This is a genomic window from Wolbachia endosymbiont of Nasonia giraulti, assembly GCF_048054155.1.
Classification (GTDB): Bacteria; Pseudomonadota; Alphaproteobacteria; order Rickettsiales; family Anaplasmataceae; genus Wolbachia; species Wolbachia pipientis_C.
This window is the reverse complement of record NZ_JAFEVH010000012.1, coordinates 14,304-28,836: the sequence shown is the minus strand read 5'-3', so window position 1 is coordinate 28,836 and position 14,533 is coordinate 14,304. Positions and strand designations below refer to the sequence as shown.

Genomic DNA, 14,533 nt, shown 5'->3' with positions numbered 1-14,533 from the left:
TGAGTTGAATTGAAAATGCGGTTTGACACACTTTTTTGAACGTTCCCCTAAATTTTCATTTCTTTTTTTTAGTTCATTGAATTCTTGAGACAATTGTTTCAGCTCTTTAGTCAATGTATTGTTTTTCTCTTTTGCTTCCGTCAATTGTTCTGCCAACTGCCTTTCATGATTATCCTTTGAACCTTCTGCCAATATTCTCTTTAGATCATTTTCCAAATTTGCATTCTTTCTTTCTAGTGCACTTAACTTGGCTTCACTTTGCTCCAATTTTTTCTGTAGTTCCTCATTTGTTCTATTTGTTGACTGAACCTCACTTTTTTTATCTTTCAATTGATTAATTAAATTTGTTATTCTAGCGTTTTTATTTTTTTGACTTTGTTCTAGTGTGCTTACCTTTCGTTCTAATTGCTTAATGTCTTGATCCTTTTCAGCTAACTCTTTTTCCTTTCTTTTCAATTCATCTTTAAGTCTTGTGACTTCTTTTTCCAAATCTTGCTTTTCCTTGGTTAATTTATTTAGTTCCTCATCACCTTCTTCTGTTATCCTTGTATTATGTTTTTTTAACTTTGCGCTTTGCTCCTTGAGATATGTGTTTTCTTCCTCTAATTCCCCTATTCTATCCTGTAACTCATTTCCTTCTTGTTTGTTCTCTTCTTCATCAAACGTGTTGCTCTCAAATGTTTCATCTTCACCATTAAATTCACTACTAATAGACAAAGAACTTCTGCGTGAAGAAGGTGTACTAAGAGAAGAATACCCACTGCTACTTGGTGTAGCTGACTGCAGTGAATCTTTTGTAAATGTTTCCTCTGCTGGTGTTTGCTGATTGTTCACACTTTTGCCCATTTCATTGAAAGCTTGATGCAGAGTTTTTCCGTTGATAAAAACTTCTGTGTTTTGTCCTACTAATTCTAATATTTTCTTTTTTGTTTCTTCTGATTCTAAATCTTTGAAAATTAAATCACCAAATTTTGGCTCAGCAGTCACTCTTTTTATGCCCTTAGAATTTACTTCTACAGTCATGCTACAGTTTATGTTATTGCCTTTAGAATCCTTAGCTTGCCAGTTGATGGTCATTTTACATGAGCTTGAACCAGCAAAATTATAGTGCCTTTCGCTGCCTTTTTTGGTTGCAGTTATTTGACTATCTTTCCCCAAAGATAGGTTATAAACCTTACCTTCGTCACTGGCTCTTAAAAGGGCGCTAATCTCTATTGGTTTTTCTTTATTTTCAAACCTAATTTTAAAGTCATTATCTTTTGTTGTATATACTAAGAAATTTTCACCTGGTAAAGATTCTTCAAATTTTCTATGTGTTTCATTTATTAATTGCTCAAACTTTTGAAACTCATTTTCCCACTTTAAATTTATCTGTTTTTTAATGTCCTTATCTTTGCGTAAAGGACCAATAAAGTACCAGATTAAATTTTCTTCCTCTAGTTTTTTTATAAAATCCTGAAAATTGTTGCAAGATTCAATGAAACTTAAAATATCATTTTTCTTTTGCTCATCTATATCTAAACCTTGATTTTCAGCTATAAATAAGTTTTCTTTTAGCATAATTTCTATTTTTAGAGAACTATATTATAATATTAGCATATTTTCTTAAAAAATCAACTAATCTTATAGTTAAATAAACTTGAGTATTTGGCGGGAATGTTATATATTAACCACTCCAAGAAGTGCACTATGGACAATACTATTATAAGAAAATACGATATTAGAGGTGTGGTAGGCAGAGATCTGCAAATCAGTGATGGGTATGAAATAGGTAGAAAATTCGGTCAAACTGCAGCTAACGTTTGTGTAGGCTATGACAGCAGGATAGATTCACCAAGCATAGAAAAAGAATTAATCAGAGGCTTAATTTTATCCGGCGCAAATGTTATACGAGTTGGGCTCTGTTCTTCACCTATGCTCTACGCTGCAACAATGCAGGCAGATCTTGGGATTATGATCACTGCTTCTCATAATCCCAGAGAATATAACGGCTTTAAATTTTTCAGTAGTAAAAAAGTTTACTCAGATCAAGAAATGAAGGAAATTATAGGCAGTACAATTAAAAACAGCACGAAAATTGGAAGCTTAATTAACACGAATATATATAGTGAGTACGTTAACATATTAAAAGATGCGCTCAAGAATAACGCTACACAAAAACTAAAAATAGCCTGGGATTTTGGCAATAGTCCAACAATTGTAAGGTATATTGAAAAAGTTTTACCAAGTCATATACACATCATAACCAATAATTCTATCGATGGAACGTTTCCACTGCACGACCCAGATCCCATAGAAGAGAAAAATCTTGCTCAGTTAATAGATATTGTCAAGAAAGATAAATGTGATCTTGGTATTGCACTTGATGGTGATGGTGATAGGGTACGCTTGATTGATAATAAAGGTAATGTTGTTTCCAATGATCACTTGTTTATGATTTTTGCACGTGAAGTATTGGCGGAACACCCAAAAAGCAAAGTTATTGCCAACGTAAAAATGAGTATGAAAGTGCATGATTTCGTTAGCAAATTAGGGGGGCAAGTAATTACCTGTGCCACTGGACACTCACTAGTTAAGAAAAAGATGGTAGAAGAAGGGGCAAAATTTGCCGGTGAACTCAGTGGGCATTTTTTCTTTTCTGAGCTGGGTTTCGATGATGGACTATATTCTGCTGTTAAAGTCATTAACATTTTACTTAAGAAAAACCACAGCCTATCTGAGATGATTGAAGATTTGCCAAAGTTATATATCACTCATGAAGTGAAAATTGTAGTGAAGGATGAGAAAAAATTTCAAATAATTGAGTCAGTAAAGGAGACACTAAAGCAGAAAAATATTGTATTTTCAGAGCTTGATGGTATTAAGGTAGCCGATAATAAAGGTTGGTGGCTTCTTAGAGTATCAAATACGCAAAACTGCATTACAGCAAGATGTGAAGGAAATACCTTAGAAGATTTTGAACTCACTAAAAAAGTTTTGTTTTATTACATTGATGAACTAAAATTATACATTTAAATTTTTTTTGATGGTTTACTTATTCGTCAATGTTTGCAGTTTTGTTTGATTAGTCATAGGAATTGGTAACCTATGGCGAATTGCTGTGGATAATAGCTGTCTACGCTAGTTTAGCTATAGAAAATCAACACTCACTTTTCTTTATTGTTTTGAGGTTTTTCTTGATCAACCATTTCCTCACCGATCTCTTTTATTTTTAGTATCAATGATTCTGGCACATACATGTTAATTACCTCTTCTGTTGTCACAAATAAAGCCTGATAAGAGTGTGAATTTATTATCCAATTGGGCAATATGTCTTCTGCTTCTACTTTAGACTCTCCCTCTTGTTTAACGTATACTGTGTGGCAATATAAGTGCACAGCGAAAAATAGTACATAAGAAAGCAATATTCCTCTAAGTGCTCCGACAAAGATTCCAGTAACTCTATCCATTAATCCCAACCTTATAGGTGATAATATGTACATTAGCCAGTTATTCATTGTCATGAATGTAAGATTAAGTATTATAAATACAGAGATTGTAGAAAGTATGTTTTGTGTAACTTTAGAGTCAAAATACTTACTATAATTTATAATAAAAAAATCATAGTAATTAGCTGTCAAAAAGACTGATAAGAGCAAGAACATTAATGCACATAGCTCTTTTATAAAACCTCTAGTTATCGATATTATTACACACAAGACAATAATAAAGATAATTAGGCTATCGAAAAACATATTTTGTATCTATATGATTTTCAAGATATAATAGTTGTAAATAACAAAGTTGTAAAATTAATTGTGTTGATATTTTATCAGCTGGTCTAAGTACCGGGCAATCATATCAACTTCTAAATTTAGGTAATTACCTGTTTTATTATGCTGAAAAGTTGTGTTTTTCCATGTATAGGGAATTATATTCACAGTGAATTCTTGATCGACAACTGAATTTACTGTAAGGGAAACTCCATCTAGCGTTACAGAACCTTTTTTTGCAATAAATTTAATTAATTCTTGTGGGCATGATAGTCTGATTTCATGAGATTCTAAATTTTGATTGATTGTTAAAATTTCTGCTGTGTCATCCACATGACCCTGAACCAAGTGGCCGTCAATTTTGTCACTCAGTTTCATTGCTTGCTCTAGGTTTATTTTTTTTCCTGTTTTCCACATATTTAAGTTAGAAACTTTCATAGTTTCTTGAGATACTTGAACTGTGAATACATTGCTCATTATGTTGACAACAGTTAAACACACTCCGGAGCAGGATATTGAATCTCCTTTGTTTATAGAGGATAAATTTTGTGTCTCAATATGGAAGATTTGATCAGAGTTAGGGTGGATAGTGATATCAGTTATAGTGCCAATATCTTTGATAATTCCTTTAAACATGCAATAAAATAAATAATTATATCACAAAAGATCTTATTTGTTAGGTGCGCAAAGGAAGATCTTTTTTACTTATCTGCTCAATAGATTCTACAGAATATTCAGAATATAGAAAGTAAGCCAGGTTCAAAACGCACAGTGTAATTAATATTGGTAACCCTATGTTTAATGTTAGACCGATACTTTCCCTTTTTTCTGTTGGCACCAATTCCTTTAAAATTGACACTTTTCCCAGCGGCAAGTGCCATAGGCAGAGTGCTGATATAGAAGCTGCTACTAAAAATAGACAAAAATAAGTCTCTTTCGAAGAAAACATAGCTTTTAATGGTGATTTAAGACTAATATTAGTAGGCAATCGAGTTTTAGCTTCATTTGTTTTTGGTAAATGGTCTACAGCTTTGCTTGGTAAAATTTCATGAGAAACATTTTTAGGCTGTGGAGAAGGTTGGCCTGAAACTAATTTAATCAACTGCTCTTTTTTTCTATATACTTGCTTGTGTAAATACTCTTTTGGAAAAGAAGATTTGCCGGCTGTTTGTGGTATCTTCAGCATTTCTAATGCTTCTGATATCTCATCTGGTTCTAATATCTCATGTAATTGTTTATCTTGAAAATAAACAATATTAAATATTGAGTTGAAAATATTGTAAAATGTATCTGAATCTTGATTTTTATATTCACTTACTACTTCTACGAATATTTCATCGAGTTTTTTCCCCTTGTGCTCAGCCAAATTATCTATCATAGCTACTCTAGCATCAAGTTGAGCTTGTTTTATGGTTGATTGTTTTTCTTCTCTCAGTGATTCTTTAGCCTGCTTTTCGGATTTCTTTTTTCTATTAGCCTTAAAATAATCTGTGTGTGACCTAATTTGACCTATATCCCGCTCTGTTTCTTGAGGGACTAAATTTCTTGTGGTATTCTCATTTTTAGCTTTTTCTAAATGTTTTAGCTGCTCATCTAAGAATATCTCGATTTGTTGCAAGTTATCGAGGTTAATGTTTTTAACGTTTGTTTGTAGTGTTATCGTTATGCCCTGCAGGAGGATTTGAGGCGGAGCATTACTTATGAATTCTTCTACAGTTTTATCACTATGAGTTTTACAGTAGTTATTATATAATTCACTGCTTTCTTTTGATACTTGTATGTTGACTATAAAATTTTTTTTCCGAGAAAGGCTGGTTTTAAAAAAGTCAATTAAATGTTTTATTTGAGGTAATATTGTATTAGGGTTTACCTCTGTCAGAAGTTTGATCTTAAATGAAAACTCTTGTGTATCACTTGTAACACTTCTTGAGCGAATCGTGCTAATCTCCAGCACTTCATTAGAAAATACTTTACTTATTTCTTTAGATCTATACTTAAAAAACTTGGGTAAATCCTCGATTTCGTATTTTTTCTTAGTTTCTATGTTACTACTATGCATGAGTAAATTTTTTAATATAAAGTGAAATAAAAAATATAATTAGTCAATAAGTTAATAGTAAAAGCACCCTTGCATAACAGCGGCGCGTTGGGTTCAATAAGCAGAAAAAGTTACTTTACAAACCTCATCAGTCTCCTTATCATGACAATAAGAGTATTTACCCTTGTTTTTAATCTCTGCAGATTTAACAACAAAATTCAGTAAAAAACTCAGGTATATATTGGCAGGTTACATAAAATTATAGCGGCTGCATGTCTTTTTTATTTTTGCTACATTCAGCCAAAATGCGCTTTAAATAAGCGTTAGCACATTATTACAATGCCAATTTACATTATTATAGGGTCAAAACTCACTACTGGGGGATTCTTTTGCCTTTTTTTTCGCCTGGTAAATTTTTTAATATTCTGGATTAGTTAGGAGTCCTATAGACATGTTATTCCAGCACTTCTTACTACCTGTTATGGATCCCAGTGTCAAGCACTGGGATGACAAGAAGGAGAGCACTGGGATGACAAGAAAGAAAGCGCTGATTTCATATGTATCTGATAAAAAAGATGATGTCATGCCAGTGCCCAGACACTGGCATCCAGTTTTTTCATGATCATCAAAACGTTGTATTTTAACATAAAACGGCTACTTTTATGCTTACCAACCTAATAAAATTCCTGGATTCCAGTGTCACGCACTGGAATGACAAGAAGGAGAGTACTGGGATGACACCTTTTTATCCAAATAGTTTTATTGATGATATTAAAGATTGCACTATAATGAAAGTTTAAGCTAGCGTTTTTAAGGTGAATAAAGAGCTAATAAGTGAAATACCTTTACTTGAAGATAAGGCAGTTTCTGAAATTGAAAATGCTGCTTTTTTGCAGGATTTAGAAAAAGTTAGGTTGTCATACTTGGGGAGAAAGGGTGTAGTAAAAGCTTATTTCGATGACTTAAAGAATATAGATGATGCAGGAGAAAAACGCGACCTAGGTGCAGTGATTAATGTTTTACGCAATAAGATAGACCAGCTTATAACAAGCAAAGAAAATGAACTAAAAGATAAAGAAGTTAAGTTAAAACTGCAAAATGAAGCAGTTGATATCACACTGCCTGTCAGACCAGAAAGAATTGGCAAGATTCATCCACTGAGCAAAGTTATAAATGAAGTAAAGCTCATTTTTGCACATATGGGCTTCAAAGCAGTTGATGGTCCTGATATTGAAGATGAATTTCACGTGTTTGATGCGCTAAATACTCCAAGTCATCATCCTGCGCGAGAGGAGCAAGATACCTTCTACTTAAAGAATAAAATAAACGATAAAAGAATGGTGCTGCGCACTCATACCTCATCTGTGCAGATTAGAACTATGGAAAAGACAAAAACTTTTCCAATTAAAATAGTGGCTGCAGGCAGGGTATACAGAAATGACTTTGATGCAACTCACACTCCTATGTTTCATCAGATAGAAGGGCTTTATGTTAATGAAAATGTCAATATGGGCCAATTAAAATTTACTATTCATCGCTTCCTTAGTAAATTTTTCGGAGATAAAGGTCTAAAAATACGCTTTCGTAATAGTTTTTTTCCTTTTACTGAGCCTTCTGCAGAAGTGGACATAAGTTATAAAGGTAGTAAATGGATTGAAGTACTTGGATGTGGTATGGTGCATCCAAATGTCTTTAAAAATGTTGGAATAGAACATACTAAATACAGTGGCTTTGCATTTGGGATTGGTATAGAAAGGCTAGCAATGCTGAAATATCAAATTAGTGATCTAAGGAGCTTTTACGACAATAGAGTTAGTTGGCTCAACCATTATGGTTTTCATTTTTCGTCTTTAAGATAAGTGACAAATAAATCTTATACATTTGTTGTACTTGCTGCTGGGCATGGTAAACGAATGAATTCAAGCTTGCCTAAGGTTCTGCACAAAATAGGTAATTTCTCCATGCTTGAGCACGTCATTTACAATGCAAAGCAGCTAAATCCTGAAAAAATAGCTGTTGTAGTCGATTTGCCTTTAACTCAAAGGCTGGAATGCTTTGAGGATATAAAATTAATTACACAAGAGTCAACGCTCGGCACAGGGGATGCAGTCAAAATTGCAATGAGAAACCTGAAAGAATTATCAGACATAGTTGTTGTGCAGTATGGAGATACTCCGCTGATAAAAAGCAGCACAATAACTAAAATGATAAGCTGCTTAGGAGAGAGCAATGCTTTAGTTTGTCTTGGGTTTAAAACTGATAATAAAGGATACGGTAGACTAATTATTGAGAACGGTTCCCTAAGAGAAATAGTAGAAGTACAAAATGGTAGAAATAATGATGAGGGATTTCTTGCTAATGCTGGAATAATGGTTGCATATACAAAAGATTTACATGAATTAGTGGAGAAAATAGAGTGTAATAATCAAGCTCGCGAATATTACCTGACTGATATAGTTGCCATTGCAGTAAAGAGTAATTTAAATGTTGGCTATGTTATTGCTGATGAGAAGGAGGCAACTGGCATAAATAATAGGAATGACCTTGCAACGGCCGAGTTTTACTTTCAAGAAGAAAAAAGAAAGTTTTTCACTAACTCTGGAGTAACGCTTGTTGCTCCAGAAACTGTTTTCTTCTCTCTTGATACGCAAATTGGTATGGATTCGATTGTTTACCCATACGTTTTTTTTGGTCCTGGAGTAAAAATAGGATCTGGTGTTAGGGTTGGTCCATTTGCCAAATGTGAAAATACAACAATAGGTGATGGTGCAATCATAGGTAATTTTGTTGAAACAAAAGCAAGTGATATAGGTATAAATACTAAGATAAAGCATTTAAGTTATATAGGAAATACTCAGGTAGGGCAGGGGAGTAACATAGGTGCAGGTACCGTTATTTGTAATTATGATGGGAAAAAGAAACATAAAACAAATATTGGAAGCAATTGTTTTATTGGTGCCAATAGTTCATTAATTGCACCGCTTAATGTGCATGATGACTCTGTCATTGCAGCAGGTAGCGTTATAGTAGAGGATGTGCCAGAGAAAAGTCTTGCAATTGCAAGAGAAAGGCAAATAACTAAGAAAATAAAATAACTCTAATTTTTATTACGCGAATTATGTTATTTTTAATATATGTATTAGTATACATGTATATCAATATACATGTTAAAAATGAAAAAGTTGCTGATTTTGGTGGTCTGTTGTTTCCTGTCAGTACCGTCTTTTGGAGTTGATTGGATTAAAGATAGAATTTATACTTCTTTATCATATAGCCGGCTTGGTGTTAATTGTGACGTTGGGTTTCACTATACAGATAGTGTTAAAATTTCAGTTGGCTATGTAATCAAACCTATTATTAATTCTCTAATCAAACCTACTCTTGATGAAGAATTTGGAGCAGTGGTGGGGCTTATGGCAAAGCTTCATTATCATCATAAATTTGAAAATACGGGTATTACTCCTTATATTACTGCTGGTGTTGGTGCTGTTATAGTTCGTACAATGAAGGCTAAACCTAATGTAGGTAGAGCTGATAGTATAGGTGAAAACATAAGTGCTTTACTTGGAGAGGCTTTCAAAGCTGTAGTCAATGATGAATTTTTTTCTTATCAAATAGGTTCTGGTATTAATCTTCCACTTTCTGAAAGAACAAGTGTTTTTGCTGGCTACAAATTGCAAAGGTTTCATAAAATTTTCCATGGAATTGAGCTAGGAATGAGCTTTAATTTGTAAACTCTGATTGAATATTTTTAGTAAAGGCTAGTGGGAAATTATATTGAAGCGAAAGTAAGTGATGTAGACTCAAATGATGATTGCAGCAGATAGTGAAAGATATGCCAATTTGCAATTGCAAGAGAAAGACAAATAACAAAAAAAATAAAATAATTCCAATTTTTTACTTGCAATTTATACTATTTTTAATATTTATATGCTTGTATATGCATATATTAATCTTTGGAGGATAAAAATGAAAAAGTTACTTACTTTGTTGGCTTGCTGTTCTTTGTCAGCACCGTCTTTTGGAGTTGATTGGGTTAAAGATAGAACCTACACCTCTTCGTCGTATGGCATGTTTGGTATTAATTATGATCTTGGCTATCACTGTACAGATAGCATTAAAATTTCATTTGGTCCTGCAGTTAAACTTGTTGTGAGTGAAGGGATTTTAGACGCGGGACTTATGGCAAAGCTTCATTATCATTATAAATTTGAAAATACAGATATTACTCCTTATGTTACTTTTGGTGTAGGAGGAGTGCTAAAATTCCTCTTTCAGAAAATCAAGGGCCAGACGTAGAAGAATTTTTTTCTTATCAAATAGGTTCTGGTATTAATCTTCCACTTTCTGAGAGAACAAGTGTTTTTGCTGGCTACAAGCTGCAAAAGTTCCATGAACTTTCGCATGGGGTTGAATTTGGAATGAGTTTTAATTTGTAAGCTCCGATTGAATGTTTTTAGTGAAGTCTGGTTTGAATTTTTGTTGAAATAAAAGCAAGTTATATAGGCTAAAATGATGATTGCAGTAGGTAATAAAATGTGAAAAAGAAAAGTTTGGTAATTGCAAGAGAAAGGCAAGTAGCTAAGAAAGTGATTCCGATTTTATTATGTAAGTTATGTGATTTTTAACTTTTCTGTGAGTATATATGCGTATATTCATGGTTAGAGGGTAAAAATGAAAAAATTACTTACTTTGGTAGTCTGCTGTTCTCTGTCAGCACCGTCTTTTGGAGTTGATTGGATTAGAGATAGAATCTATACTTCGTCGTCATATGGCAATCTTGGTATTAATTATGAGCTTGGCTATCATTATACAGATAGCATAAAAATTTCAGCTGGTCCTGTATTGAAATCTGTTTTGTTTGGAGGATCTTTGGCAGAGTTAGGATTCATGGCAAAGCTTCATTATCATCATCAATTTGAAAGTACGGATATTACCCCTTATGTTACTTTTGGTGTAGGAGGTGGAGCTAAAGTATCTCAACCAGCACAGCAAGGTCAACAGCCAGACGTAAAAAAGTTTTTTCCTACCAGATAGGTGCTGGTATTAATCTTCCACTTTCTGAGAGAACGAATGTTTTCGCTGGCTATAAACTTCACAAGTTCAGTAATTTTTCTCATGGGTTTGAACTTGGAATGAGTTTTAATTTATAAGCTCCGATTGAATGTTTTTAGTGAAAGCTTGAGTTTTTATTAACGTCGTAAAGTTTTCATGATACTAAGAGAATTTGAGAGTAGTCAAGTTTTAAAACTTGACTACTCTCCAAGGAAAAGCAGATAAAGGTAGAAGTATTTCATGTTTTTATTTATATTGACAGTATGTATAACATCATTTACGATTAGTGTTAATAACAATAATTGATATTTGTCATGTTTGCAGTAATCGAAACTGGTGGAAAGCAGTATTTAGTAAAAAAAGGCAGCATAATTAAAGTAGAAAGATTACAAGCTGAAGAAAAAGAGGAAGTGGAAATCAATAAAGTGATTTGTGTTTCAAGTAATGGCTTATCTTGTTCATCTAATGCTGTTGTTAAAGCTGAAGTACTGGAGCAGTGTAGAGATAAAAAAATTATAATCTTTAAGAAAAAGAGAAGAAAAAATTACCGTAGGAAAAATGGTCATAGGCAGTATATTACTGTTCTTCGTATCAATGAAATTAGTCTTCAAAAGTAAGAGGTAAGATATGGCAACTAAAAAATCAGGTGGTAGTTCCTGTAATGGTAGAGATTCGGCAGGGCGTCGGCTCGGGATAAAGAAGAATGGTGAGGTTATTCCAGGTAACATAATTGTACGTCAAAGAGGTACAAAATTTCATCCTGGAAAGAATGTTGGTATGGGTAAAGATCATACGATTTTTGCTAAAACGAAAGGCTGGGTGAGTTTTAGAAAATCAGCAAATAAAAAGACGTTTATTGATGTTGTGCCTACAGATGATATGCAAGCCTTGGCTTGAATAGATACGGGTCTGTAGCTCAGGTGGTTAGAGCGCACGCCTGATAAGCGTGAGGTCGGAGGTTCAACTCTTCCCAGACCCACCATTTAAATTTGCAATAGTTTTGATATTGTGTAACTAAACGATGGTTTTACATAAGAATTCAGTAACCAGTGAATCAGTAGCAGCCGGTCATCCAGATAAAGTAGCAGACCAGATTTCAGATGCAATACTTGACGAATACCTTTTTAATGACTCTTCCTCTCGTACTGCAATAGAGACTTTAGTTACTAAAGATAATGTTATTATAGCTGGGGAAGTATTTGGGCCGAACATTGAAAATAGCAAGATTGAAAGTATTGTACGGAATACAATAAAAGATATTGGTTATGAGCATGATGGTTTCCACTGGGAAACAGTGAAAGTAAATATATTGCTACATGAACAATCAAATGACATTGCAATAGGTGTGGATCAAGGTGCTGGGGATCAGGGCATAATGTATGGCTATGCAACAATAGAGACAGAAAGCCTCATGCCGGCACCCATTTTTTATGCACACTCGATTCTGAGAAATATCATGAGTATGGTCAAAGAGGTAAAGCTTGGTCCGGATGCAAAATCGCAAATCACTTTGGCGTATGAGAATAACCTTCCAGTGCGTGCTGAAAGTATTGTTGTTTCAATACAGCATCTTGAGGATCTGAGTCAATCGAAAGTGAAGGAAATAATTTATCCTTACATAGCTTCATCTTTACCTGAAGGGTGGATGTGCCCTAAAGAAAATCTCTTAGTCAATCCAACAGGTAGATTTGTTATTGGTGGACCAGTTGGTGATTGTGGATTAACCGGACGAAAAATTATGGTTGATACTTATGGAGGCTATATTCCACACGGTGGAGGAGCGTTTTCTGGAAAAGATGCAACAAAAGTTGATAGATCCGCAGCTTATATGGCGAGATACCTTGCTAAAAATATTGTCTTTGCAGGTTTAGCTGAACGTTGTCTTGTGCAGCTTTCTTATGCAATTGGTGTCTCAAAACCTACTTCATTTTACATTGATACATTTGGCACGAATACAATAGATGAAGAGAGGATTAAAGGGTTTATTGAAGGTAACATAGATTTATCAACTAAAGGCATAATAAGACATTTATCACTTAATCGTCCTATATATAAACGTACAGCCTGCTATGGGCATTTTGGTAAAGAATCGGAAAGTGATGGTGGATTTTCTTGGGAAGGTGTGGACTTATCTACTGATTTTTGTAAAGAATTTAATATAGAAGAAGAAAAGAGAGAATGTCTTTAAACTATTAAACTCTTTTATTTCTAGCTTGATACTGATATAATAACTTATTATAAATTGTAAGTAACTTTTTAGTAACTATACTAGTTTGAATATTTATGAGGCTTACAAGATGTCCGACAAACCAAAAGAAGAATTTTATGATATTGCTATAAAAGAATCATCTGATCTTATTGAAGAAATAAAAGAACATCCTTTCAATGTTGAATTGATAAACAATACGCTAGATTATGAAAAGTTCAAAATTTATCTTCAGCAGGATTTTTTATATTTAGTGGACTGTACTCGTGCTTTATTGATTATTGCATCTAAAGTTGATGACATTGAAATAATGAGCAGTTTGGTTAATGTAGCAAGGGGAACATTTGAGGTTCGAAAGCAGTATACTGAATATTTTGAGACTTGTGATTTATCCGATAATCATAAAAAATCAGAATCTTGTTCTGCTTTCACTGACTTTTTTATGCGTGCTGCATATCATAATTCTGTTGCTGAAGTTTTAGCAGCGTCTTGTCCTTGTTTTAATATATACCAAATTATTATAAATCATATGGTAGGAGAGGTTATGCCTAAAAAAGTTGAAGATCACAGATATCAAGGGTGGATTGATATCTATAATAACACAGTAATGAATGCTACGATTAATCAAGTTACTGACGTTGCAAATAATCTATATGCAAAGGCTGGTGATTGTGAGAGGAAAAAGATGCGTGAGTTTTTTAAGAGAGGTCTAGAGCTAGAAATATTGTTTTGGGATGAGATATATTCTCTAGCATAGTCTGTAGTATTAACACTAAATTATATTCTAGTTTATCTGATGTTCAGTGGTATAATTAAGAGCTATTATGGGTCAAATCTTTTAAAGGATATTATTGAGCATCCTTTCAATGTTGAATTAGTGAATAATACTTTAAACATAGAAAACTTCAAATTTTATATACAACAAGATGCATTCTTTTTAGCTGATTATGTTCGTACTGTTTTAATGATTGCATCAAAAATGGAGAGTTGTAATAACATTGTTCCATTGATTGGGGTGGCTAAAGGAGGAATAGAGATTATGAGAGTGTTATACGACCACTACTTTACTGTATACTCCATAAATCGTGGAGAAAAGTCGCTTGAGTGTTTCAATTTTACTAACTTTCTTTTGTCTACTTCATATAGCGATGTTTATGAAGCTGTAACAGTTCTTTACTCTTGCCATTTCATATATAAAATTGTTGTTGATAATATGAGAAATAAAATTAAAAAAAATAATAGGTATAAGAATTGGTTTGATTTTTTTAGCAGTAGCTTGATGGAATCTGGATGTGTTGCTTTGGAAGATATTGTTGACGAGTATTGTAATAAAGTAAGGGAAAGTGAAAGAACCAGAATGCTCGAATTATTTAAAATAACTGCACAATTTGAGTTAGGCTTTTGGAATAGCGCATATAATTTTTCAAAATTTGATCAAGATTTTAAGAAATATTGACAATTTTAAGCTAATTTGTATGCTTG

General features: G+C 33.3%; 13 protein-coding genes, 1 tRNA gene and 2 pseudogenes. 12 read left to right on the top strand and 4 right to left on the bottom strand.

What is annotated here, in order from left to right:
- Positions 1-1,560, bottom strand: a 1,560-nt coding sequence (locus tag JR312_RS02780) for a coiled-coil domain-containing protein (protein ID WP_416647667.1), incomplete at its 3' end; no start/stop codon positions are given.
- A gap of 129 nt (positions 1,561-1,689) precedes the next feature.
- Between JR312_RS02780 and JR312_RS02775 the strand changes: the two genes are divergently transcribed.
- Positions 1,690-3,015: a phosphomannomutase/phosphoglucomutase gene (locus tag JR312_RS02775; protein WP_416647666.1), complete on the top strand. Its 1,326-nt coding sequence runs from the start codon at positions 1,690-1,692 to the stop codon at positions 3,013-3,015.
- A 131-nt stretch (positions 3,016-3,146) separates the two neighbouring features.
- On the opposite strand, the gene JR312_RS02770 is transcribed toward JR312_RS02775, so the two are convergent.
- Genes JR312_RS02770 through JR312_RS02760 form a run of 3 tightly spaced genes read right to left on the bottom strand, consistent with a single transcriptional unit; the run spans position 3,147 to position 5,811 of the window.
- On the bottom strand, positions 3,147-3,734 hold the full coding sequence (locus tag JR312_RS02770; protein WP_264330598.1) for a CvpA family protein: 588 nt from the start codon (positions 3,732-3,734) through the stop codon (positions 3,147-3,149).
- 57 nt (positions 3,735-3,791) lie between these two features.
- Positions 3,792-4,388 carry a riboflavin synthase gene (locus tag JR312_RS02765; protein WP_341813591.1) on the bottom strand — a complete coding sequence of 199 codons (597 nt, stop codon included), beginning with the start codon at positions 4,386-4,388 and terminating at the stop codon, positions 3,792-3,794.
- A 40-nt stretch (positions 4,389-4,428) separates the two neighbouring features.
- Positions 4,429-5,811 carry a hypothetical protein gene (locus JR312_RS02760; protein ID WP_264330596.1) on the bottom strand — a complete coding sequence of 461 codons (1,383 nt, stop codon included), beginning with the start codon at positions 5,809-5,811 and terminating at the stop codon, positions 4,429-4,431.
- 794 nt (positions 5,812-6,605) lie between these two features.
- On the opposite strand from JR312_RS02760, the gene pheS reads away from it, so the two are divergent.
- From pheS to JR312_RS02705, 11 genes and pseudogenes are all read left to right on the top strand, one after another.
- Positions 6,606-7,649 (top strand): phenylalanine--tRNA ligase subunit alpha, encoded by a 1,044-nt coding sequence (gene pheS, locus JR312_RS02755; protein ID WP_416647665.1) that lies wholly within the window; start codon positions 6,606-6,608, stop codon positions 7,647-7,649.
- Positions 7,650-8,885 (top strand): NTP transferase domain-containing protein, encoded by a 1,236-nt coding sequence (locus tag JR312_RS02750; RefSeq protein WP_416647664.1) that lies wholly within the window; start codon positions 7,650-7,652, stop codon positions 8,883-8,885.
- A gap of 78 nt (positions 8,886-8,963) precedes the next feature.
- On the top strand, positions 8,964-9,524 hold the full coding sequence (locus JR312_RS02745; RefSeq protein WP_416647663.1) for a hypothetical protein: 561 nt from the start codon (positions 8,964-8,966) through the stop codon (positions 9,522-9,524).
- Between the two features lie 235 nt (positions 9,525-9,759).
- Positions 9,760-10,229, top strand: a pseudogene (locus JR312_RS02740) (P44/Msp2 family outer membrane protein).
- A 235-nt stretch (positions 10,230-10,464) separates the two neighbouring features.
- Positions 10,465-10,943, top strand: a pseudogene (locus JR312_RS02735) (outer membrane protein).
- A 216-nt stretch (positions 10,944-11,159) separates the two neighbouring features.
- Positions 11,160-11,462, top strand: coding sequence for a 50S ribosomal protein L21 (gene rplU / locus JR312_RS02730; protein ID WP_015588327.1), 303 nt, complete (start codon positions 11,160-11,162; stop codon positions 11,460-11,462).
- Between the two features lie 10 nt (positions 11,463-11,472).
- A complete protein-coding gene (gene rpmA, locus JR312_RS02725) occupies positions 11,473-11,742 on the top strand; it encodes a 50S ribosomal protein L27 (protein WP_006012184.1) in 270 nt (89 codons plus the stop codon).
- Between the two features lie 8 nt (positions 11,743-11,750).
- A tRNA-Ile gene (locus JR312_RS02720) sits at positions 11,751-11,827 on the top strand.
- Between the two features lie 39 nt (positions 11,828-11,866).
- The gene (metK, locus tag JR312_RS02715; protein WP_416647662.1) at positions 11,867-13,033 is read left to right on the top strand and encodes a methionine adenosyltransferase; all 1,167 of its coding nucleotides are present in this window, start codon (positions 11,867-11,869) and stop codon (positions 13,031-13,033) included.
- 109 nt (positions 13,034-13,142) lie between these two features.
- On the top strand, positions 13,143-13,808 hold the full coding sequence (locus JR312_RS02710) for a TenA family protein (protein ID WP_416647661.1): 666 nt from the start codon (positions 13,143-13,145) through the stop codon (positions 13,806-13,808).
- 39 nt (positions 13,809-13,847) lie between these two features.
- Positions 13,848-14,507, top strand: coding sequence for a TenA family protein (locus tag JR312_RS02705; protein WP_264330589.1), 660 nt, complete (start codon positions 13,848-13,850; stop codon positions 14,505-14,507).
- Positions 14,508-14,533: the final 26 nt, after the last annotated feature.